We start from the raw sequence: 23705 nt of genomic DNA on the forward strand, positions 1-23705 counted from the left end.
TTGCATACCTACCTGTTGGCAGAAAGGCAAAGCAAAAAGAACTTCAACTAACCTGTACTCATTTTGTTGAAGTATGCCTCTATCCCTCACGCGAGTTTCAGCTAAATTCAAAAGTAAAGATATAAACCCTGTTGTATATTTCCTTAATTTTACCAATTCAAAAAAATAATAAGAAATAATTAGTACACTTTGGGCAGTAAAAATAAACTGAAGCGATTTAAGGAAAACGAAACATTTGCTAACGTATTTCAACCAACTAGAGAAGAACTGGTTGAAGGGAGTTACAGGCTAAAAGGTGCATGGAATTCTAAATACTTTAAAAATAACAACCCAATTGTGTTGGAATTAGGTTGCGGTAAAGGCGAATATGCTGTCGCGCTCGCCCAAAAGTATCCCAATAAAAATTTTATAGGTGTTGATATAAAAGGAGCCCGATTTTGGCGAGGCGCAAAAACGGCGATTGAAGAAAACTTGCCAAACGTGGCATTTCTTAGAACACAAATTGAGTTAATAGACCATGCCTTTTCTAAGAATGAAGTAGATGAAATTTGGATCACCTTTCCAGATCCACAGATAAAATATAAACGTACCAAGCATCGTTTAACAAATGTGGAGTTTTTAAAACGTTACAAACACATCCTGAAACCAGAAGGCGTTGTTAATTTAAAAACAGACAGCGAATTTATGCATGGTTACACCTTAGGGTTGTTGCATGGCGCAGGGCACGAGGTCTTGTATGCCAACCATAATGTTTACAAGCAAGAAGGAAGTCCCGAGGAGGTAACTAGCATTCAAACTTTTTACGAATCGCAATACCTAGAACAAAATAAACCTATTACCTTTATAAGGTTTAAAATAAACAGGTAAATGAACCTCACCTTTGTTTTCTTTCTCGGACTTTTTTTTGCACTAATTGGTGTTATTCCACCTGGGTTGCTTAATATGACTGCTGCAAAAATTAGTTTAAAAGAGGGTCATACAAGGGGTATAGTATTTTCCATAGGCGTCTGTATTATCGTCTTTGTTCAAACGTATTTGGCAGCAATTTTTGCTAGGTACTTAAGTATGCACCCAGAAGTTGTGGATATATTAAGAATGGTTGCGTTGGTGATTTTTATATTGATAACGGTCTATTTCCTATTCGTTGCAAAAGCATCTTCAAAACAACAAATTGAACCTAAAATTAAAAGTAAGCACAGTCGTTTTTTTCAAGGGATGCTCATGTCTGCTATTAATGTGTTTCCCATTCCTTATCAAGCATACGTTACAATTACCCTAGCGTCCGTTAATTGGTTAGATTTTGAACTTACTAGCATTATATCTTATGTGGCCGGAGCGGGTATGGGTACTTTTGTAATGCTCTATGTATATATTTTCTTTTTCGATAAAATTAAAAGCAAGTCCTTTACCTCCCAAAAAAACATGAACTATATTATCGGTGGTATCACAGGAATTATTTCGATTATGACATTAATTAATATCATAAGGGATTTTTAAAAGATGAAGGCAGAAACCCTCAGTTTTTTTGAAAAGGTATACGAAGTTGCTCGACAAATTCCATATGGAAGAGTAACAAGCTATGGTGCCATTGCTAAATATTTGGGAGCAGCCAGAAGCGCGAGAATAGTAGGCTATGCAATGAATGGTTCAGGAGGAAAAGATGTGCCAGCACACCGCGTAGTAAATAGAAAAGGATTATTAACTGGGAAGCATCATTTCGATGGTACAAACCTCATGCAACAGCTTCTGGAAAGTGAGGGGATTGTTGTCAAGGATAATCAAATTCAAAATTTTAATGGAGTGTTTTGGGATCCAGGGAAGGAATTGTAATTATTTCCTAATTTTTTAAAAATTTACAAATAATTACAGATCACAACCGATAACCAAACCCAATAATTACATCAATAAATCTTCTAACTTGCATCATCTGTCTTCTGTCATTATTGCCTATCTTTGCACTTAGAATGATTCTTAATAGGAAAAATGAAATTAAATAAACAAGATATACTAAAGGCTTTAGAAACCATTACTGTTCCTGGAGAAGGACAAAATATGGTGGAAAGTGGCGCTGTAAAGAATGTGGTAACATTTGCAGATGAGGTTATTGTAGACATTACTATTAAAAACCCAAGTTTACAGGCCAAAAAGCGTACTGAAGTGGATATCCTTAAAACCATTCATGAGAAAGTATACGAAAAGGCAAAGATTACAGTAAATGTAAAGGTAGAAGCACCAGCTAAACCTAAAACAAATGTTATCAAAGGAAAACCAATTCCAGGAATTCAAAATATAGTCGCAGTAGCGTCAGGTAAAGGCGGTGTAGGTAAATCTACCGTTACCGCTAATTTGGCGGTGTCTTTATCCAAAATGGGTTTTAAGGTAGGTGTTTTAGATGCTGATATTTACGGGCCTTCAATTCCTATTATGTTTGATGTGGAGGCTGAAAAACCTTTGGCGGTAAATATTGACGGAAAATCTAAAATGAAGCCTATTGAGAATTATGGTGTAAAGGTACTATCTATCGGTTTTTTTACGCAACCAAATCAAGCAGTAGTATGGCGCGGGCCTATGGCGGCAAAAGCCTTAAACCAAATGATTTTTGATGCACATTGGGGCGAATTGGATTTCTTGTTATTGGATCTGCCTCCTGGAACAGGCGATATCCATTTAAGCATTATGCAATCGTTACCAATTACTGGAGCAGTAGTCGTTAGTACACCGCAGAATATTGCTTTGGCTGATGCTAAAAAAGGTGTGGCGATGTTTCAACAGGATAGTATTCAAGTACCTGTTTTAGGAATTATTGAAAATATGGCGTATTTTACACCAGAAGAGCTGCCAGACAACAAGTATCATATCTTTGGAAAGAAAGGAGCAAAAAATCTAGCAGAAGATTTGAAAGTCCCATTTTTGGGAGAGATTCCGTTGGTACAGAGCATCAGGGAAGCAGGAGATGTTGGTCGGCCTGCAGCAATGCAAACCGCAACTCCTTTAGAAAAAGCTTTTGAAGCTTTAACCCAAAATGTAGTGCAGGAGGTAGTACGAAGAAACGAAAATTTACCACCAACCGAAGCAATAAAAATCACCACGATGGCTGGATGTTCAGCTGTAAAAAAATAAGACATGACTACAGAAGAAATCAAATCAAATGTTGAAAAAGCCTTGGATGAAATTCGTCCTTTTTTGCAAAGTGACGGAGGGGACATATCTCTATTATCAATTGAGGAGGATAAATTGGTAAAAGTGCAATTGCAAGGTGCCTGTGTTGGATGTAGTGTCAATCAGATGACTTTGAAATCAGGTGTAGAAATGACCATAAAGAAGCATGCGCCACAGATTGAGAAAGTTATAAATATTGAGGCATAAACTGCGCTACGATTAAAATCCCATTACTTCATCATATTTTTTTAGAAAAATCCCAGAATAAATAATACTTTTGGCACGCAAAATGTATTGCATCTAGCGTAACAATAATTTTTCAAATGAGTCAAGATATAAATATCAAGATAACCGATAGAGATGGTGTAACCCACGAAATTGTAGCACCCACGGATATGGCCATGAATTTAATGGAAGTAGTTCGTTCTTACGAGCTAGCACCTGAGGGTACCATTGGGGTTTGCGGTGGGATGGCTATGTGCGCCTCTTGCCAGTGTTATGTGCATAGCGAAACTGAACTTCCTGAAAAGAGCGACGACGAAGAAGCTATGCTATCTGAAGCCTTTGGTGTGCGCGATAATAGCCGATTAGGTTGCCAAATACAGATGACGCCAGATATGGAGGGTCTTGAGGTAGAACTGGCTCCTGAGAGTTGATTTGCAGTGTGACTTCATAGCAAATTTTGTGTCATATAATTAATCGCATTCAGATTAATGACATTTCTAAAAATTTATAAGGACAGATTTAATAATTACAGGTTTTATTTAAAACCAAATAATCGCATCACTTTTTTTAGCGAACCTTATATTTCTAAACGCAAATGTTTAGAGAAAGCTGATTTTTTAAGAACACATTCTAGAGTGGATAAAAACTATCAAAGACTAAAAGCCCAATGCGGGAGTCATTATTTTGTGTTTAAGAATCATATTGATGGTGAAGTAATTGGAACGAGTGAAAGTTATTTAAATGTTGGCGCAATGGAGCATTCCATTTCCTTAATTAAAATGGGCATCAATAAGGTTAAAATAGATAACGAGGTTTATGTCATGTAATACCGGGCTCTAGGTTTAATTTCAACTAATAGCTTTCTGGAAGACTACCACCAAACTAAAAATACTTTCTCAATGGTACCAGTATTGCGCTTCATCCAGCATAATGTGGAAAATTTTTGCTCAAAGTAATTTTTAGTTGTTTCTTTAAAAGTTTCAAAATTTAACCAATCAACGTTGCTGTAAGGTTCTATTAGCCAATCTTTTTTTGTAGGGATAAAAAATTTACAATCTTTAAAATTATTCAATTCATTCTTATTAACGTAAAATCCAGCTATACAATCGGTATTCAGGGTTTTGAGTTTCGTATTTTTATTGTTGTATGGTAAAAAAAGTTGTGCCTTAAAATAGACTTGCTGCGTCATGTCTTGTGCATCAAGATTAAATCTGTCCAAATACTTTTGGCAAGCATCAGAATAGAGCAAAGGTAGTTGCTTGTCCTTGAGTTTATTTAATTTTTCAATCAGGGAATCTTTCCTATTCGGACCAATAAAGTGTTCAATTTCCGAAGCGCCAATAGAAGTGTCATACAAATAGAATTTATAAATAATTTCTAAATGAATGGGCTTGTCGTCTTTTAAAAGCAAACAATCCAACTCACCCAGAGTGCCATTGTTTTTTTGAATTTGAATATTTTCGGCTACAACCTTAATGGCATCTTGTTGCCGTAATTCAAACGAAATTAAACGTTCTACATATTTTCCTAGACGTATGGTTTCATCAATGGAAATATCAATTTTATGATGCAGGGAAGAGATTTCAAACTGCTTTAAACCGTGTACTGAATTATTATGCCAAAGGCAAGGTGTATTTAAAAAGCCTTTGTATCTTTTTTGAAGCATTTAATCGGTTTTGTAATCCTCCAATTTCCGTGGGCCTTCCAGCAACACTCTAACGATCTGCAAAGTACCATCGTCTTTGGTGGCAATCTGCCATTTAATCAAAGAGATTTCGCCATTTTCAATTTCCAGTCCTGTAATGCTTCTAGGGTGTACACAGCTTCCATCATTAAAAAATGCAATGTCTCCAGGTTCTGGGAATCTTGGGCGATGTGTATGTCCAGCAATGGTTAAAAGGTTGCCGTTTTCAGCAATCCACTTTTTGGTTCTGCGCTCTACCTTAATAAGTTCTTTGTAGTTTTTCGCAGGACTAGTAGGGTCTGCAATTCCCATTACGTTTAAGGGTTTCCAAAGCACACGTACCATAAAACGACTCCATTTCCAAAATAGGTAATTCCACCAATCAGCTTGATGCCCATGTGTTAAAAATAATTCTTGTCCAGTAGAACAATGCTTTAAAACAATGCCTTCATGATAGGTGATGTTTCCAAAAAGTTCAACATCTTCACCAACTTTTGGGTCAAAATACGTGGAAAGGTGCTTCTTTACATAATCAGGGTTTCGGTAGACCATATCATGATTGCCCCAAATCATGTGTAAACGATTATCCTTATGAAACAACTTCATTAACATGAATACATTTTTATGGGCATTTAAAATAGATTCAAACGATAGGTTTTCCCATAATTCGTCGCCATCGCCCAATTCGAAATACTGAAAACCTTCTGCATAATAATGCTTTAGTGCGTGAAAATAGATGTTGCGATTATTGGCAAAATCATCAGCGAAACTATTGTCGCCACGGTGGCAATCACTAAACAAAATAAATTTACTCTCGTCATCAAAATCGACAACTTTAGCATTTTTGTATGCGTTATTTAAACGTTTTTTAGAAGAAAACATGCCTAAAAGTGTTTAGGCTAATATAGGTAAATTAGTTACCATTATAGCCAATTTTTTCAAGCGCAAGAGGTAAAATACGACTAACAAATTTTGAGTAAGCCAAGGTTGATGGGTGTAAACGGTCACTGGCTATTAAGTCGGGTTCATCTAAACCTTTCCTGGTAATATCCGTAATATAAACGTATGTTATTCCGTTTTCGTTGCAGTAATTTTCGATAAAATCGTTGTATTTATCGATGCCATTGGATATGCTTTCTCTACCAGCACCATAAGGAGTGAAGGCATAGTCTGGAATGGAAACCACTATTAAGTTTTTCTTCACCCCTTTGGTATAGGATATGGCTTTATTGGCTAGCTTTGGGAACTGTGTTTCAAATTGCTCAAAGGGTCTGCCTTGAAACTGATTGTTAACCCCGATTAATAAGGTGGCCAAATCGTAATTTTCTTCTATAGTTTCTTCGTTTAGCGCATTTAGTAAAGCACTGGTAGTCCAGCCTGTTGTTGCGATAACTTTCAGGTCTATATCTGGATTTCCAGTTTTGTGTTTTATGCTATCCTTTAACTGCTCTGGAAACCTACAAGTACTGCAAACGCTTTCTCCAATGGTGTAACTGTCACCCAAAGAAATAATCTTTAAAGGTGTAGTACTTTCCATTACTGGCTGGTCATTTTCTTGTGAGTTTGAAGTACAGCCCGCGCATAAAAAAAGGACTAAACAAAGGTTTAGAAGAAGATTTTTCAATTTCATTTTTTATTTTAAAGATACGGTTTTAAATTCTAAATTAAAACCAATAAAAAAGCGTTATAATATTGAAACGCTTCTTAACTGTGAGGTAAAACGTATTTAATGCATGGCGTATTGCAACCCAAACATAAAGTTACAATTCTGTTTTAGCTGTATGCCGTTTAAGTCTTGATAAACGGGTGTGCTTATTTCCCTAGCAAATCTTAACCCTTTTAAATCACCATATTTGTTTATATAGTTTAATCCAAATCCAGAGTTTATAAAGGTTCCACCAGAGATTACAGTATCCGCAGTAGTTGCCATCATCGGGTTTAACAATGGGCTAGTGCCATCGATCTCATCAAAAAGAGGTGCTTGCAATCTTATTAAAACACTTAAATTGTCTCCAGCTTTGGCAGCAATCCAGTTGTTAAAACTGTAGCGATTACCAAATTTATAGTCTTGGTCGTTATCTTTCAGGTTTATAAACCCCATTATCTGATGTCCTCAAGAAAATTTGTCGAATTGTCCTAAATAAGTCAATCCAAGTCTTGCACCAAAAGATCCTGTGCCTATTTGCATAGGGTAAGGCAGTTGTACGGCATTACCAATAGGCGTTGGTAATAAGTTCTCTCAATACTTTCGGCAGGAATGTTCATGCCCAATTGCGTGTGTAATACTGTTCTGTTTTTATTAAATATACTTAGAACAATTGTTTGAGAAAAAATCTGGGTGATAATCTAATGATTATATCACCCAGAATACTAAAAAACTAAAAATCAATTAACTTCTTACTAATTACTTTTTCTATACAGAGGGTCGGCTCCAATGGTACCTACTAAACTTTTTAGGTAGTCATCAGATTTCACTTCTGCATAAGATGCTTTTACAGATTTCAATTTGTCCTCAATTCGCATTTCAGAAACAAGGGTTTTATTGTCTTCATTAGCAATAAAATCCTCTAAATAACTTATTTGGGTGTCATAAAAACCAATATCTTTTTGCTGCTTCAATTTTAAACGTTCAGCATACCAATCACTCTTTACAACATAGTCTCTATCAAAGAATTTACGCAATTCTGGATCGCTAATATCTTTACCATCATATTCGCCATAAGCCATGATGTGCAATAAAATTTTCAGAGGAGGAATAGCAGCTTCAATACTACCATCAGCAAAATAGTTTAGTGCTACTTTTTGTTGTGCTTCGGTAATATTATTTATACCATCAACATAATCGTCCATACCTTGTAATTCTGGTTTCAGCATACGTTCACTAAATACCGCGGTAGGTTCATCAAAAATTCTATTTAAGCATAGTAAATTAAATTTCTCAGTAATTCTGTAACCTAATCTACTAGCCAATACTTTTTGTCCGTCATACTCAAAATCCTCCAATTTTTCAAGAGCACCAACCTTAATTAGGTTAATAGGGTCTCTATCCTCAGGAGCCATTCTAGCCCATATTTCGGGTATCAATAAGCTTACGTCATGGTCTATCTTGTTTTCTGCACCAACATAACCTGCAGCGGTACTAAATCCGTTCGATTCTGTTAGGATGTGAGATAGTAAAGCATTATTTAAATCAGTTGTTGGTGTCAACATATTAAATGGAGCCTTTGTTAAAGCACCCTCGGATCCTGCACCTGTTGTTGATGGTGATTTACCAGTTAAACTACAGATAAAATCCATAAATAATTCTGGAGTTTCTTGATAATGAATTGGGTTATAGACCGCTAAAGGTCTTATACCTGCTTTTTTATCTACAGGATTATTTCTTCTACCGGGTAACACTGCATTTACAGTATGGATGACTGGATCTTCTAATTTAATTTTTCGCTTTAAGCGCACACCCATATCTGAGATGTAAGACGCCTCAGTTTCATTATAAAACTTGTTTGGCTCTAAATAACGTGGATTCTTAGTAGGTAAACCATCCTCAATAATTCTTGGGTGCGATGGTAATACAAACTGTATATCTTCATCATCGCTGTCAATAATTTCTTTTATGAAGTCTTGAACAGGTTGGGTGTATTTATCGTAATTGATAGTGTCTTCGTATATTTCAATAGCATCTTTTTTGGTTAACATTTCATAGTTAGTTAAAAATCTACCATCCGAAATAATATCTAATTCCGCACCTTTGTCATAACCACGTACAATGGCTTCATCTGGTCTTTGAAATAAATGTGCTTCACAGTTTATAAGAACTTTTACACTTTTATTTGGATATTCGGGGTTTAAGTTTTTAAACTGATTTCTTGGAAGCGTAATAGATGCTGAAATATCGTCTTCAGTTTGAATTTTTTCTGAAGCCGAAAAATCAGAGCGTAATTTATTTAACATCCAGTTGCCTTCTTGGTTAAAACCTATTCTTACATAACTTCCAACCACAGGGTTGTTATTATAAATTAAAGATGTGCCTTTTACACCGTTTATCGTTTCAACAGACATCATGTCTTTCCAGTTTAGGTTAGCGCCATGGGCTTGTCTAAATAAACGTTTAACAAACAATATTAAAGAGCGCACATGTACTGGGATATTTTCTAACCATTCGTTAAATTCATCCGAGTTTTCTTCAGATGGTGTTAACAATTTTACGACAGAACCTAAGGTTCGTTTTTCACTTAATAATGATCTGGATTTTGGTCTTTTAATAGTTTTATCTTTCCAGCGAGTTGAATAATTAAATTCTATAATTTCATCAGCCTTTTTAAAGTCTTCTTCTATATTGTGAATATTGAAGTTGCTATATGTAATGGCATTTTGCATGGATTTTGAAATCTCAGATTTACCACCACCAGAAACCGTACAAGGTTTATGACAAAACACACCTTCTGGGTAAGTCTCAATCATACGCCATAAATCGATGGATTTATGTTTTTCTAACCGAAGTTTATTGCCTGATGGATGTATATAAGTTTTAAAAGGCGATAGCTTTAATCGTTGTTCTTCTCCCTTGTAATTCCAGGAAATACTATTGGTGTTAGTATCAAAATAAGATGACTCAGGAATATAAATGATATTTGGGTAGGTTTTATCTATAGCATAGTTTTCTGGTTGTACCTCAATACGATCTCCTAATAAAGTTTTAACATCTTCAATGGTATGATCTAATCCGTAATACACTTTGTAATCTTCGCAATTAACGGTATCCCCCATCACACGTCTTGCGTAAGCTATGGCGCCACCAGCGTGTTCTTCTTCTAAAACACCATATAAGTTAGCGGAGTAGCTAATTTGTGTTTTAATCTCTTTTTTAGAATACCCGTAGTAGTTATCGGCAATCAAAGTAACTACGACTCCGCTGTCATCTCTACACGTAATTTTAAATGCACCGCCGTCATTATACAACTCATTTTCATCTTTCCAGCACATGCCATCCTTTTTTTGACGATCTGTAGCGTCATCAAAATGAGGTAATCCCACCTCTTTCTTTTTCAGCTTTAAAAGTTGAGGCGCTAAAATAATGCATCCTGTATGTCCTGTCCAGTGTTCTGGATCTAAAGCAGCATCATTATGTGCTAAATTTGGGTTGCCAGCATTACCAAATATATTCTCAACGAAGTCTAAATTACTAGCTAAGTTTCCTGGTGTAAAAAAGCGCACCTCTAAAGATTTTTTGGTAACTACACCTTTTACTTCTGGGCAAACTGTTGGTCTTAAAAGCATAGACACCATGGTTTTTGCTTTTTCTTCCTGGTTTGATGTAAATGGTAACGTATTTAAATCATCCGAGGGTTTGAACGCTTCATTTATAAAATGTGCTAAAACTACTCGAGGCACTTCTTTTTTGTCCAATGGTACAGGCAATGGACCTTCAACAATATGAAACGTTCCTTTAGTAGTACGTTTATCATGTAATGGGTTGTTCAAGATACCTTGTTTTAAGCGTTTAGAGTTGACTAAATCACTTTCAAATGAATTGCCATCAGGTGGTAGACTAACCTCTCTTGCTTGTCCTTTTTTAGAAAGTATTAGTGTGTTATTAGGTAATTTATAGGGTTTGTCAATAGATACATCTTTTAGATAACGGTCAATAAAGTTTTGAATCCTCGTATCAGCTGGTGATAAATGATCGGCTAACAGTCTTGACTTTTCCCGCAAGCTCATGATTAATGGCTTGGTAGTTTTTTCAAATTCTGGGTCACAGAATTTAATCGCGCTATCATCTTTATCTTTGAAAGTAGGTTGCCCTAATGCGGCTAATTGTAGGTTGGTAAACTGGATAATGTCTTTTCTTGAATCTTTCATGATACTTTATACTATTGAATGGTAAATGAATACAACGATATTCAAAAGCAAAAGTAAATTGACATTCCTTTAAAAAACATGTCAAAAGTCATGTTATAGCTAGAAAATATACTAAAACGATGTAGTGAAATTGATACTTCAAGAAGTAAAAAGAAGCTTATTTAAAAGCATTCAGTCCAGTAATATCCAATCCTGTAATTAATAAATGAATATCATGTGTGCCTTCATAAGTAATGACACTTTCTAAATTCATGGAATGGCGCATAACGGAGTATTCTCCAGTAATTCCCATGCCACCAAGCATTTGTCTGGCTTCTCGTGCGATATTAATTGCCATTTCAACATTATTGCGTTTTGCCATGGATATTTGTGCGGAAGTAGCTGTACCATTTTCACGCATTACGCCCAATCTCCATGCTAGAAGTTGTGCCTTGGTAATTTCGGTAATCATCTCTGCAAGCTTCTTTTGTTGTAGTTGAAATTGGCCAATAGGTTTACCAAATTGGATGCGTTCTTTACTGTAGCGCAAAGCAGTATCATAACAATCCATAGCAGCACCAATAGCACCCCAAGCAATACCATATCTTGCAGAGTCTAAACATCCTAGAGGCGCGCCTAATCCAGATTTGTTGGGTAGTAAATTTTCTTTGGGCACTTTTACATTATCAAAAATAAGTTCTCCAGTTGCCGATGCACGAAGCGACCATTTGTTGTGGGTTTCTGGCGTAGTAAACCCATCCATACCACGTTCTACAATTAGTCCATGTATTCTGCCCTCTTCATTTTTTGCCCAAACCACGGCAACCTGCGCAAAAGGCGCGTTACTAATCCAAAGTTTGGCTCCATTTAAAAGATAATGGTCTCCCATATCCTTAAAATTTGTTGTCATACCTCCCGGGTTACTGCCATGGTCTGGTTCGGTTAATCCGAAGCACCCCATCCATTCGCCACTGGCTAGTTTTGGTAAATATTTTTGGCGTTGTTCTTCATTGCCATATTTCCAAATAGGATACATCACCAAGGATGATTGTACTGAGGCTGTGGAACGTACGCCAGAATCACCACGCTCTATTTCCTGCATGATTAAACCATAACTAATTTGGTCTAACCCTGCACCACCATACTCCATGGGGATATAGGGGCCGAAAGCACCAATTTCAGCTAAACCTCCAATAATCTGTTTTGGGAATTCTGCCTTTTGCGCATATTCTTCTATGATAGGAGAAACATCACGTTTTACCCAATCACGGGCAGCGTTTCTAACTAATTTATGCTCATCAGTGAGTAATTCATCTAAATTGTAGTAATCAGGGGCTTCGAATAAATCTGGCTTCATAATTTCGGATTCTTCAGGTTTAATGCAAATTTATTGAAAATATCGAATAAAAAACTTATTTTTTTAGGAATAGTTTAATAACGGTAACAGTGTCAAACCTAACTAGTTTACATTTTCAAATAGAAATCTTTCGTCAAATTAATATAGTCATTTGTATATTGATGCCGTTTGGTTTCAATGACTAAGCTATCAATTATAGGTTCACTTTTGCGAAACGAGAATTCTATTAAGCTTCGTTTTATATCGGAACTGGGATTGCCTTTTATCCTAAGTATCTTCTTAGGAAATAGTTTAAACGTAGCAGCTAATTCAATAAAATACCCTTCCTCTTTAAATGGAATAACCACATTAAAAGTACCTACCTCTGATAATAATTTTGACACGCTTTCTATTAAGTGCCCAAATGGCATCGCGTCTTGAAACCTAGCTAAATCCCTTTGTTTGTTTTCTGTCTTAAAATCTTCTGAATAAAACGGAGGATTACAAATAATTAAATCATATTTATCCTCAATTTCTTTAGTAAACTCATCTAAAGAAGCATGGTAACAAAACAATGTATCTCCCCAAGGGGACTGCTCAAAGTTTTCAACACATTGCTCATAAGCGTTTTCATCAATCTCTAACGCATCTATAATCCCAACAGTTTCAGATGTAGCGCTACTTCTTTGCGCCAATATTAAGGATAAAACTCCAGTGCCTGCACCAACATCTAATATGGAAAACGGTTTTTTCTCCAAGGAAGTCCAAACACCTAGAAGCACGCTGTCGGTACCAACTTTCATTGCGCATCGGTCTTGGTTAACTCTAAATTTTTTAAATAGAAAGGGAGCAACGCTCATCAAAATAAGGTCTTAAGTAATACATGGTAAATATAACCTGAAATTCTCTTCGTTCTGTCTTTGATAAAAGGTAATTATTTAAAATTTTTATGCAGTTTAACGATAAAATATGGAGAATAACGATAAAATCATTATATTAATGCTTCGATTCAGACGGTTTAATGAAATAGGAGGCTAATTTTATTTAAAAAGCGTTTTTCAAGCTTTACCAGCGCGTTTCTTGTCTTGGTAATTGGTCATCTCTTTTCATTCGTAAATAAGTAATGCTAATAATTATTGAATAGTATAGGGTGATTTGTAATTATCACTTTTACAATTGCTTTTTATTATTTGAAATTGAAAAGAAGTTATCCCACTAAATCAACTAAAACTAAACTTAAAACTATGGCACAACAAAATCAAAACATCTGGCAACTTAATGAATTGTTGAAGATAAATCATATAGCTGAAAAATCGTATTTGGAAGCGCTTGAGGCAACTAGCAATGAAGAATTAAAGCAATTTTTTAGGGCTCGGGCTTTTGAGCGTAATGAATTTTGTAGGTATCTAGGAGCGGAAATTAGAATGATGGGTGGCATACCGGATTACTCTGATACAAACACAAAAATTAATTGGCCCGATTTTAAAAAGATTTTAGCTTCTAAAAATGCACGCTTTTTATTTACTGAAATAAACAGAATTAAAAGTATTTGTTTGACGCATTACAATAATGTTCTGAATAGTTACGAATTCCATGAAGGTTTGGTTAAACTTCTGAAAGAACAACGAAAAATAATTGGACGCTCTATAGGCTATATGAGATATAAAGACGGTTTGTCTAACACAAACCAGCAACTTATTGCTAACCTTTAAAACAAGATTTTACATTTTTGGAAAGCTGCCTAAAATAGGTGGCTTTTTTTAAATGTATAAATCAATCAAGCCCTCAGGTGCTTCAACTAAAATAGTTTTATTTGTTCGGTTTACCTCAATAATAAACTCATCATTCATTGGAATAAGAATCTCGGTTCCGTTTCTGTCAATTTCAAAAAGCGCCTGAGCGGTTGAGTCATTTATGGACTTAATTATGCCAACCTCGCCGAAGTTTTTATCTGTAATTTTAAATCCGATGACTTCATGAAAATAGAATTTGTTACCTTCTAGTTTAGGTAATAAGTCGAGGGGCAGATATAACTCACTTTTCATAATGGCGTCTGCATCAGCTTCAGTATCTACGTCCTCAAATTTTAAACGAAGTAGCTCTGATTTGTGCAGTTGCGACCGCTCTATAAAAAAAGGTACTAGATTTTTTCTCAACTCCAAGAAAATAGCATCAAGGTTTTCGTATAGTTCCGGCTGGTCAGTATCGAGTTTAGCCAGAACTTCGCCTTTAAAGCTGTATTTTTTTACAATTTTTCCTAAATAGAAGCAGTCTTCTTTTTTCATGTCAAATTAATAATTGGTCATCCTGAGTTTGTTTCAGGGTCTCTTTGCTCAGTAAAAAACAGGAGATGCTGAAATGAATTCAGCATGACACAAATATGGATTTAAATAAAAAACTCCGATATTTCTATCGGAGCTTAAAAGTATAAAAAATAGTTTTTTATTCTTCTTCGTTCGAAGCTTCTGCTTCGGCAGCAGGAGCATCTTCCTCTGCTTCAACAACAGGAACAGCTGCAGCTATTCTTGCTTCATTTACCGCTTTTTCAGCAGCTAATGCATCGGCTTTTGCTTTTGCTTCGGCTTCAGATAGTCCGTCAGCCTTTGCTTGAATTTTAGCTTCTTTTTCTTCTAACCAAGCTTTAAATTTCTCTTCAGCTTGTTCTTCAGTTAAAGCACCTTTTTTAACACCACCTGCAAGATGATTTTTTAACATAGCACCTTTATAAGATAAAAGTGTTCTAGCTGTATCGGTAGGTTGCGCACCATTTTGTAACCATTGTACAGCTCCATCAACGTTTAATTCTACAGTTGCTGGGTTGGTGTTTGGATTGTAAGCACCTAGTTTTTCAAGGTATTTACCATCTCTTTTTGAGCGTGAATCCGCTGCTACGATCCAGTAATAAGGTTTTCCTTTTTTACCGTGTCTTTGTAATCTAATTTTTACTGGCATAATAATTAATTATTTGAGGTTCCCGACCTCGGTTATTAATGAGGGCGCAAATATACCATATTTTTTTAAAAACCAGTACTTTATTAAAAGCGAATTTAAAATAATAGACAAACAGGTTCAGGAACCTTAAAATCATGCAGGTAAGTAAGCTTGCCATTGCTTTTGTTAATACTAAAAACTGCAATATTTTCAGTTCTCATATTGGCTACTAATAAGAATTTCCCTGTTGGATCTATTGTAAAATTTCGTGGCCAATCGCCATGAACGGACATACTTTGTATTTTGTTAAGTTTTCCATTTTTTGTATTGCGCTCAAAAACAGCAATGGTATTTTCACCTCGGTTTGAGCCATAAATAAAACGTTCATCTTCAGATATGTGGATGTCTGCACATTTATTAAATTCAGTAAAACCTGGCTCTAGCGTATTGTCTTTATCAATTTGTTTAAACCCTTTCTTCGTTCTTTTTATAGAAGTAATGGTAGCGCCATATTCATTAATAACATATATGAAATTACCGTCTTTTGTAAACTTAAAATGTCGCGGTCCAGGGTTGCCTTTAGTTTTAATAAGACCATCAGATTTTAATTGATACTGGTCGTTTTGCAATACATATTGAAACAAGGCATTTCTTCCTAAATCGGCTACAAACAGCTCATCCTTAAAAAATAAAGACGAATGCGCATGAGAGGCTCTTTCACTATTACTTTGATTAAATACCTGGGAGGCCTCGGCTAAACTCCCGTCTTCGTTTACTGAATATATGGCAATACTACCTCCTACGTAGTTCGATACAGATACTGCTTGTCCATCTTGCCGAATTGAGATATGACAGGGGCCTTTACCTTTGCTACTTACGCGGGTTAATAACTGCAAACTACCATCATCCTTTATTTTATAAGACGAAATAAAACCGCTTTCACTACCATTGGTAGAATATAGGTACTTCCGGTCTGGAGAATACGTTAAAAAAGATGGATTGTCAATTGGGATAGCTAGTTTTAAATCACTTAATTCACCTGTTTCAGTATTAAAATTTAATTGGTAAATGCCTTTGCTGTTTCCTTTGGTATAAGTGCCTACGTAGAGTGGAGATGTTTGAGAATAGCATTTCAGACAAAATACTAAAAGCGTTAGGTGGATTATGAATTTCATGGTGCTGTTAAATTTTAAACATCTAATTTATGATAAATTATCTTAAATGATGGCTGTAGGTGTTAATGAATCTTAAAACTATCACAAACCCTGTTAAATCCCTTGACAAACCTGGTGTTTGCCCTTATATTAATGGTGTAGATGTGAAACAATACGCATCTTTAAAAAACTTATTGAAATTTAAAATGAAAATGATAAACATGAAGTACACTGAAGAAATTTCAAAAAAATTAAATGAATTATTAATTAAGAATTACGATGCTGAAAAAGGCTATAAAAATGCAGCCGAAAATGTGGATAATCACCGACTAGAGAGATTCTTTGAAAGAATGTCAAAAGAGCGCAGTGAATTTGCCAGAGAATTAAAAGTTGAAATCGAAAGATTTGGTGACACACCAAAAGATTCTGGAAGTATTAAAGGTATTGTACACAGAAACTGGATGTCGCTAAAAAGCTTATTCGCTACAAATGATGAAGAAGCCATTTTGGAAGAAGTCATTAGAGGTGAAGAAAACAGTTTAGATGCATATTATGATATGTTACGAGACAGATCATTACCAGCGACAATTGATGCGCTATTATTTAAGCAGCGAAACGCTATAAAAACTACTTTAGAGTCTGTTAAGAGACAAGAAGAATTAGTGTCATAAACATTATTTTGGTTAGTAAGCAAAAAGCCTTCTCCGTTTTGGGGAGGGCTTTTTTAATGTAAAATACCTAGAATCAGGTATGTTGTGTTATTGGTAAATCTATTAGTTTTACACTGCTATTAATTAGTTCTTATTGAGAATTATAAATAGTGTCTTTACTCACTAAAAGTTAAGGCACTTTTTTGTTCACAACTCTTAATAACTCCACTTTAAAAAAGTAGAAATTCTACCTATTTTTATAAGCTCGATATTTACGACGCAACAGTTACACAATTCAACTAACAAACTTAAAGAATGTACTTAATCTTCGATACTGAAACCACAGGTTTGCCAAAGCGTTGGGACGCACCTATTACCGATGTTGACAATTGGCCAAGGTGTATACAAATTGCATGGCAATTACACGATGCCATGGGGAATTGTATCGATCAGCAGGATTATTTGGTAAAACCAGACGGGTTTAATATTCCATATGATGCCGAAAAAATTCATGGTATTTCTACCGAGTTGGCTGAAGAACAAGGTGTGCCGTTAGATGAGGTTTTAGAGAAGTTTAATGAAGTTTTAGGGAAAACCAAGTTTGTGGTTGGTCAGAATGTAAAGTTCGATTTAAATATAATGGGTGCGGAATTTGTTCGGGGAAATGTTCAAAACCCATTACAGGAACTCCCAGTTTTAGATACCTGTACCGAACATACAGCACAGTTATGTCAGATTCCCGGAGGACGGTATGGTAAATTTAAATTGCCGACGTTAACAGAACTTCATGAGTTTTTATTCAATGAGCCTTTTGCTGAAGCGCATAATGCCACCGCCGATGTGGAAGCCACAACACGGTGTTTTTTGGAGTTAGTCCGTTTGGGCGAATATACCAAGGAACAACTGGATGTTCAACCCGATTATTTCGAGAACTTTAAGGAAGAGAATCCTGAGACGATAAAAACTATCGGATTAAAGCACATAAATCTTAAAAAGGCGAGTGCTGAAATTCGAGAACGTATTGAAAAGGCCAAATCTGGAATATCTCTGGAGGATATTCAGCAAAACGCATCTGATTTAGCTGGGGTTGATTTTGTGCATTTGCATAACCATTCGCAATTCTCTGTGCTGCAATCCACTATGAGTGTTTCTGATCTAGTAAGTGCGGCGGCAGAACATAATATGCCAGCAGTGGCGTTAACCGATCATGCGAATATGATGGGTGCATTTCATTTTGTAAATGCGGTCAATAAGGTTAATAGTGGTATCAAAGCTAAAATTGCTGAAGCGGAAGAGAAGGGAGAATCTACCGATGCAAAATTGATAAAACCAATAGTGGGTTGCGAGTTTTTTGTTTGTGAAGACCATACTGATAAAACCAGAAAAGACAACGGGTATCAAATTGTGCTTTTGGCAAAAAACAAAAATGGCTATCATAATTTAGCAAAACTATCGTCTCACGCCTTTGTGGATGGCTTTTATTATTTGCCTAGAATTGATAAAAAATTGATTCAGCAGTACAAAGAAGATTTGATTGTGCTCACAGGAAATCTATATGGCGAAGTACCAAGTAAAGTATTGAACATTGGCGAAAACCAAGCAGAGGAAGCGCTGATTTGGTGGAAAAACGAGTTTGGTGACGATTTGTATGTAGAATTGATGCGCCATAACCAAGAAGATGAAAATCGTGTAAACCCAACGTTGATTAAGCTGGCAAAAAAGCATAATATAAAGTTGCTAGCTACCAATAACACCTATTATCAAAAACAAGAACACGCTAATGCTCATGATATTTTACTTTGTGTAAAAGATGGTGAAAAACAGGCGACTCCAATAGGGCGTGGGCGAGGGTATCGTTACGGATTGCCAAATCAGGAGTACTATTTTAAGTCTTCCGAAGAGATGAAGGCGCTGTTTCGAGATATTCCTGAAGCCGTCTTGAACGTTCAGGAGGTCGTTGATAAAGTAGAAGCATTTCAATTAGCACGTGATGTATTATTGCCCGCCTTTGATATTCCTGACGAATTTAAACATGAAGCGGATTTAGCTGATGGCGGCAAACGTGGTGAAAATGCCTACTTAAGACATTTGGTATATGAAGGCGCCAAAAAACGCTACGGCGAACCTTTGTCAGAAGAAGTTACAGAACGATTAGACTTTGAACTTAGCGTTATTGAAAACACGGGCTATCCAGGGTATTTCTTAATTGTTGAAGATTTTATTCGAGAAGCGCGAAATATGGATGTGTCGGTAGGTCCAGGGCGTGGTTCTGCGGCAGGTTCCGTTGCAGCATATTGCCTTTGGATTACGAACATCGACCCATTGAAGTACGATTTGCTTTTTGAGCGTTTCTTAAATCCAGATCGTATTAGTATGCCCGATATTGACATTGATTTTGATGATGAAGGCCGAAGTCGTGTGATGGATTATGTGATTGAAAAATACGGTGCAAATCAGGTGGCGCAAATCATTACTTACGGTACCATGGCAGCGAAATCTTCTATTCGTGATACGGCTCGGGTACTGGATTTACCTTTGTTTGATGCAGATAGAATTGCGAAGTTAATTCCGAATATGTCTAAGCTAAATAAGATTTTTGGTTTAGATGAAAAGGAGTTAGGCAAGAAATTTAGAGCCGAGGATTTAGAAAAAGTCAATCAGCTTTTAAATATTTCCGAAGGAAGTGATTTAGAAGCTGAAACAGTTAATACGGCTAGAGCTTTGGAAGGTTCAGTAAGGAATACAGGAATTCATGCTTGTGGTGTGATTATTACACCAGATGATATTACGAAATTCGTTCCTGTAGCCACTGCAAAGGATTCTGACTTATATGTTACACAATTCGATAACTCCGTAGTAGAAGACGCAGGACTTTTAAAAATGGATTTCTTGGGTTTAAAAACGCTGACTTTAATTAAAGACACTGTTAAAATCGTTAAAGCAAAACACGATATTCAACTCGATCCTGAAAGTTTTCCTTTAGATGATGAAAAAACATACGCCTTATTCCAAAGAGGTGAAACGGTAGGGGTGTTCCAATACGAATCTCCTGGGATGCAAAAACATCTTCGTGATTTAAAACCTACGGTGTTTGAAGATTTAATTGCGATGAACGCTTTGTATCGTCCGGGGCCAATGGAATACATTCCAAGTTTCGTTCGTAGAAAACATGGTGATGAGGAGATTGAATACGACTTGCCCGCCATGGAGGAATACCTTAAGGAAACTTATGGTATTACGGTGTATCAAGAGCAGGTGATGTTGCTGTCACAAAGTTTGGCGGATTTTACCAAAGGTGAAGCAGATGTCCTCCGTAAAGCGATGGGTAAAAAGCAGATTGCGGTTTTGGATAAAATGAAACCAAAATTTATCGAACAAGCGAGTGCCAACGGACATGATGCGAAAATTTTGGAAAAAGTTTGGAAAGATTGGGAAGCCTTTGCGAGTTACGCTTTTAACAAATCCCACTCCACCTGTTATGCTTGGATTGCTTACCAAACGGCGTATTTAAAGGCACATTATCCTGCGGAATATATGGCGGCGGTGCTATCCAATAATATGAATGATATTAAGCAGGTTACCTTCTTTATGGAAGAATGTAAACGTATGAAATTGGATGTTTTGGGGCCTGATGTGAATGAGAGTTACTACAAGTTTTCGGTAAACAAAGATGGAGCGGTACGTTTTGGAATGGGGGCAATAAAAGGCGTTGGTCATGGTGCGGTAATGACGATTGTGGAAAACCGAAAAAAGGATGGACACTACAAATCTATATTTGATTTGGCTAAGCGTATTGACTTGCGAGCGGCCAATAAAAAGGCATTTGAAAACTTAGCATTGGCAGGTGGTTTTGATGGGTTAGGCGATACACATCGCGCGCAGTATTTTCATGACGATGGCGATGGTATTACCTTTTTGGAAAAAGCGATTAAGTATGCCCAAAAGTACAAAGAGAATGAGAACTCAGCACAGGTAAGTTTGTTTGGAGAAGCCAGCGAAGTGCAAATACCAGAACCCGAAGTCCCACCTTGCGAAGAGTGGGGCACCATGAAAACCTTGAGTAAAGAGCGTGAGGTAGTTGGTGTTTACATATCAGGGCATCCGTTAGATGATTTTAAAACCGAAATGAAAACATTCTGTAACGCTACAGTAGGTATGTTCAATAACTTGGAGCCTTATGTGAACCGTGAATTGGTTTTTGGAGGTGTAGTAACCGATGTGCAACACCGTGTAAGTAAGCAAGGTAAAGGTTGGGCATTATTTACTATTGAAGACTATACGGATAGCTACGAATTCCGGATTTTTGGAGAAGAATATTTAAAGTACCGGCACTTTTTATTGCAAAACAATTTTGTATTTGTAAAAACCTTTGTGCGCGAAGGTTGGGTAAACAAGGATACGGGTAAAAAGAGCGATCCACGATTACAGTTTAATAGTTTTCAACTACTACATGATGTAATGGAGCAGTATACTAAAAAGCTGTCTATTCAGGTGGATATTGAAGATTTAACAGAGCAAAAAATTATAGCGTTAAAAGAGTTGTTGCACATGCATCCTGGAAACCAAACCTTAAACTTTTTGGTGTATGACACTAAAGATAAAATGAAATTAACGATGCCCAGTCGAAAGCAAAAGGTGAAGGTATGTCAAGAATTACTGAATGAGCTGGAAGCACAGGATGTTAGGTTTAAGTTGAATTAGCTTTCAATAAACTCTGGGCAATCAATCCGAATTTCAGAGTTTTGTAGTTTTTTTTCTAATAAATTGCAGTAATGCTGCGTGTCATTTTTTTGATAGAATTTACAAGCATAACATGTGCGTTGTACCGTTAACACACCAATTTTATTTAGCTTAAAAATAAGTTGACTTAAGGTGTTGAAGGTTTGCTCTAAATCATCATTGTTTAAATTATCTAGTTGACTCTGTAGTGGGGTTGCAAAGTTTTCTGTTTCTGAAACAATACCTTTTCCCGTATCGGATAATTGAATGGCATAACTTCGGCTATCGGAGGAAGAAAACACTTTTTTAATCAGTTCCTTTTTAAGTAATACACGAACCGCATCACTAATTGTAGGTTTGGTCACATTAAATTCCTTTGCTAAATGGCTCACACTGCAAAACTCCAATTTGTGATACTTGATAAAAATCAGGATTTGAATCTGAATAGGGCTTAAACCTAATGATTTTGCCTTTTCCCAAAGTAATACTTTAAAAGCTTCAGAAATACGCTCCAAACCAGCGACGATTTTACTGGAAATGTCGTTTTCTTGATGACTGGGATTAAAAATACTGTCGCTCATAAATGTAAATGTCCCGCCTTCTTTTGGCGGGACAAAGTTAGCAATCCTAACTATTAAATGCAAAAATTAGGCTTTTACATCTGCCATAGAGGCCCCAAAGTTGATGTGTAGTACATTTCCATTGGGTGTTACTAAAGCGGGTACGGATTGAACACCTGCATTTTCGGCTTCAGGAATTCTTGAGGCGTCTTCGCCAAAATGAACTACTTCTACATTGTCTTTTCCAATGAGGTTAATAATGTCATGTTCTGCACTAACACAAACAGGACAGCCTGCGTGATAAAAAATGGATTTACTCATGATGTATGATTTTAAATTAATTCAATGCAAATATAGTAAGGATTCCTAACTAAATAAAATATTTTTAAAATAATTCTTAACCTAAGATGATTTTATAATTTTTTTAAGTTGATTTTTTATCCAAATAATCCCCTAAACTTCCCAGTTTATCATCCCAGAATTGCTCATAGAATTTCAACCATTTATTGACTTCTTGTAATTCTTTCGGGTTGGCGCTACAAAAGCGTTCGCGCCCTTGGGTTTTGATGTAAACTAATCCGGCATCTTCTAGTGTTTTTATATGTTTTGTAACGCCTTGACGGCTCATCTCAAATTGGTTTGAAATTTGAGTGATGGACAGTGCTGAGGCAGCAATAACCAAGGCGTGGAAAATATCACGCCTTGTAGGGTCTGCTATGGCCTTGAATAGTTTTGTGATGTTATCCTGCATTCACTTCTTCTTTTAAATAATTGGTTAGTCCGTTAATACAATTGTCCCAACCTCCATTAAAACTTTCGAACATAGCAATGGCAGTTTCACCTCTGTAATTTGATATATCTGAATGTATTAAAGTAAGTTTGGTACCTTTAGAAACAGACTCTAACTCCCATTTCACTTTAGTTTCTACATTTTTAGTACTACCTTCAATCCAGGTGTAAATTAAGGTATAAGGATTAGCCTCCAATACTTGTCCGCTTATGGTAGTGCATCCTTTTTCGTTTGGGGGTGAAGTGAACAGATATTTGTATCCTTTTTTGGCTTTGAAATCAGCGGGGATAAACCATGTTGAGATTTCTTCGGCTTTGGTTATGGCGTTCCACACTTGGTCTATGTCGTGATTGAATATCACTTCTTTTGTAATTACATCCTTCATTATAGTTCGGTTTTTTGATTAATATGCAACTTTATAGTTGCTAAACTAAGGCAAATATTTTAAATATGCAACATTATGGTTGCATATTGTTGACTGGTAAGTTTTGAAATTGTTTAAATTGGATGGTTTGTAGTTTGGATTTTGTATTGGATTTGGCGGATATGCCCGCGTATTCTATGATTCGACCAAAAAAAATTTGTTAAAATTTAAGCTACGAACCTTAATGTATCCACATAAGGTGTTTGTCTTTGTATAACCGCAAAGATGCGAGCAA

The 23705-nt window shown here is 36.1% G+C and carries 24 protein-coding genes; 10 read left to right on the forward strand and 14 right to left on the reverse strand.

Annotated elements, in window-relative coordinates; translation table 11 throughout:
* Window positions 1–189 precede the first annotated feature (189 nt).
* The 7 genes from trmB to EYD45_RS16005 all read left to right on the forward strand — a co-directional run bounded on the left by trmB (window position 190) and on the right by EYD45_RS16005 (window position 4211).
* Entirely contained in the window at window positions 190–867 is a 678-nt protein-coding gene (gene trmB / locus EYD45_RS15975) for a tRNA (guanosine(46)-N7)-methyltransferase TrmB (protein ID WP_130965669.1), read from the forward strand.
* Window positions 868–1497, forward strand: a complete 630-nt coding sequence (locus EYD45_RS15980; protein ID WP_130965670.1) for a LysE family transporter — start codon at window positions 868–870, stop codon at window positions 1495–1497.
* A 3-nt stretch (window positions 1498–1500) separates the two neighbouring features.
* Window positions 1501–1830: an MGMT family protein gene (locus EYD45_RS15985; RefSeq protein WP_130965671.1), complete on the forward strand. Its 330-nt coding sequence runs from the start codon at window positions 1501–1503 to the stop codon at window positions 1828–1830.
* A 153-nt stretch (window positions 1831–1983) separates the two neighbouring features.
* On the forward strand, window positions 1984–3120 hold the full coding sequence (locus tag EYD45_RS15990) for an Mrp/NBP35 family ATP-binding protein (RefSeq protein ID WP_130965672.1): 1137 nt from the start codon (window positions 1984–1986) through the stop codon (window positions 3118–3120).
* A gap of 3 nt (window positions 3121–3123) precedes the next feature.
* A complete protein-coding gene (locus EYD45_RS15995) occupies window positions 3124–3366 on the forward strand; it encodes a NifU family protein (RefSeq protein WP_130965673.1) in 243 nt (80 codons plus the stop codon).
* A 116-nt stretch (window positions 3367–3482) separates the two neighbouring features.
* Window positions 3483–3815, forward strand: coding sequence for a 2Fe-2S iron-sulfur cluster-binding family protein (locus EYD45_RS16000; protein WP_130965674.1), 333 nt, complete (start codon window positions 3483–3485; stop codon window positions 3813–3815).
* A 57-nt stretch (window positions 3816–3872) separates the two neighbouring features.
* On the forward strand, window positions 3873–4211 hold the full coding sequence (locus EYD45_RS16005; RefSeq protein ID WP_130965675.1) for a YegP family protein: 339 nt from the start codon (window positions 3873–3875) through the stop codon (window positions 4209–4211).
* 44 nt (window positions 4212–4255) lie between these two features.
* On the opposite strand, the gene EYD45_RS16010 is transcribed toward EYD45_RS16005, so the two are convergent.
* The 7 genes from EYD45_RS16010 to EYD45_RS16040 all read right to left on the reverse strand — a co-directional run bounded on the left by EYD45_RS16010 (window position 4256) and on the right by EYD45_RS16040 (window position 13045).
* On the reverse strand, window positions 4256–5050 hold the full coding sequence (locus EYD45_RS16010; RefSeq protein ID WP_130965676.1) for a DUF1853 family protein: 795 nt from the start codon (window positions 5048–5050) through the stop codon (window positions 4256–4258).
* A complete protein-coding gene (locus tag EYD45_RS16015) occupies window positions 5051–5950 on the reverse strand; it encodes a metallophosphoesterase (protein ID WP_130965677.1) in 900 nt (299 codons plus the stop codon).
* A gap of 31 nt (window positions 5951–5981) precedes the next feature.
* On the reverse strand, window positions 5982–6698 hold the full coding sequence (locus tag EYD45_RS16020) for an SGNH/GDSL hydrolase family protein (protein ID WP_130965678.1): 717 nt from the start codon (window positions 6696–6698) through the stop codon (window positions 5982–5984).
* A gap of 96 nt (window positions 6699–6794) precedes the next feature.
* Window positions 6795–7169, reverse strand: coding sequence for a hypothetical protein (locus tag EYD45_RS16025; RefSeq protein ID WP_130965679.1), 375 nt, complete (start codon window positions 7167–7169; stop codon window positions 6795–6797).
* A 299-nt stretch (window positions 7170–7468) separates the two neighbouring features.
* A complete protein-coding gene (locus EYD45_RS16030) occupies window positions 7469–10927 on the reverse strand; it encodes a hypothetical protein (RefSeq protein WP_130965680.1) in 3459 nt (1152 codons plus the stop codon).
* Window positions 10928–11084: 157 nt separating this feature from the next.
* Window positions 11085–12263 (reverse strand): acyl-CoA dehydrogenase family protein, encoded by a 1179-nt coding sequence (locus EYD45_RS16035; RefSeq protein ID WP_130965681.1) that lies wholly within the window; start codon window positions 12261–12263, stop codon window positions 11085–11087.
* A 107-nt stretch (window positions 12264–12370) separates the two neighbouring features.
* Window positions 12371–13045 (reverse strand): tRNA1(Val) (adenine(37)-N6)-methyltransferase, encoded by a 675-nt coding sequence (locus EYD45_RS16040; protein ID WP_394343502.1) that lies wholly within the window; start codon window positions 13043–13045, stop codon window positions 12371–12373.
* A gap of 441 nt (window positions 13046–13486) precedes the next feature.
* On the opposite strand from EYD45_RS16040, the gene EYD45_RS16045 reads away from it, so the two are divergent.
* On the forward strand, window positions 13487–13954 hold the full coding sequence (locus EYD45_RS16045) for a DUF2383 domain-containing protein (protein ID WP_130965683.1): 468 nt from the start codon (window positions 13487–13489) through the stop codon (window positions 13952–13954).
* A gap of 48 nt (window positions 13955–14002) precedes the next feature.
* On the opposite strand, the gene rimM is transcribed toward EYD45_RS16045, so the two are convergent.
* From rimM to EYD45_RS16060, 3 genes are all read right to left on the reverse strand, one after another.
* Window positions 14003–14527: a ribosome maturation factor RimM gene (gene rimM, locus EYD45_RS16050; RefSeq protein ID WP_130965684.1), complete on the reverse strand. Its 525-nt coding sequence runs from the start codon at window positions 14525–14527 to the stop codon at window positions 14003–14005.
* A 157-nt stretch (window positions 14528–14684) separates the two neighbouring features.
* Window positions 14685–15194, reverse strand: a complete 510-nt coding sequence (locus EYD45_RS16055) for a 30S ribosomal protein S16 (protein WP_130965685.1) — start codon at window positions 15192–15194, stop codon at window positions 14685–14687.
* A gap of 95 nt (window positions 15195–15289) precedes the next feature.
* Window positions 15290–16348: a lactonase family protein gene (locus tag EYD45_RS16060; protein ID WP_130965686.1), complete on the reverse strand. Its 1059-nt coding sequence runs from the start codon at window positions 16346–16348 to the stop codon at window positions 15290–15292.
* Between the two features lie 65 nt (window positions 16349–16413).
* Between EYD45_RS16060 and EYD45_RS16065 the strand changes: the two genes are divergently transcribed.
* Window positions 16414–16998 (forward strand): ferritin-like domain-containing protein, encoded by a 585-nt coding sequence (locus tag EYD45_RS16065; RefSeq protein ID WP_317127942.1) that lies wholly within the window; start codon window positions 16414–16416, stop codon window positions 16996–16998.
* Between the two features lie 294 nt (window positions 16999–17292).
* On the forward strand, window positions 17293–21678 hold the full coding sequence (dnaE, locus tag EYD45_RS16070; RefSeq protein ID WP_130965688.1) for a DNA polymerase III subunit alpha: 4386 nt from the start codon (window positions 17293–17295) through the stop codon (window positions 21676–21678).
* Here dnaE and EYD45_RS16075 read toward each other — a convergent pair.
* From EYD45_RS16075 to EYD45_RS16090, 4 genes are all read right to left on the reverse strand, one after another.
* A complete protein-coding gene (locus EYD45_RS16075; RefSeq protein ID WP_317127943.1) occupies window positions 21675–22340 on the reverse strand; it encodes a MarR family winged helix-turn-helix transcriptional regulator in 666 nt (221 codons plus the stop codon). The two genes, dnaE and EYD45_RS16075, sit on opposite strands and share 4 nt — an antisense overlap.
* 3 nt (window positions 22341–22343) lie before the next feature.
* Window positions 22344–22577, reverse strand: coding sequence for a thioredoxin family protein (locus EYD45_RS16080; RefSeq protein ID WP_130965689.1), 234 nt, complete (start codon window positions 22575–22577; stop codon window positions 22344–22346).
* Window positions 22578–22680: 103 nt separating this feature from the next.
* Window positions 22681–23007, reverse strand: a complete 327-nt coding sequence (locus EYD45_RS16085) for an ArsR/SmtB family transcription factor (RefSeq protein ID WP_130965690.1) — start codon at window positions 23005–23007, stop codon at window positions 22681–22683.
* Window positions 22997–23431 (reverse strand): SRPBCC family protein, encoded by a 435-nt coding sequence (locus tag EYD45_RS16090; RefSeq protein WP_130965691.1) that lies wholly within the window; start codon window positions 23429–23431, stop codon window positions 22997–22999. Before EYD45_RS16090 ends, EYD45_RS16085 begins: the two co-directional genes overlap by 11 nt.
* Window positions 23432–23705: the final 274 nt, after the last annotated feature.

The organism is Hyunsoonleella flava, from assembly GCF_004310325.1.
In the GTDB taxonomy this organism is placed as follows: domain Bacteria; phylum Bacteroidota; class Bacteroidia; order Flavobacteriales; family Flavobacteriaceae; genus Jejuia; species Jejuia flava.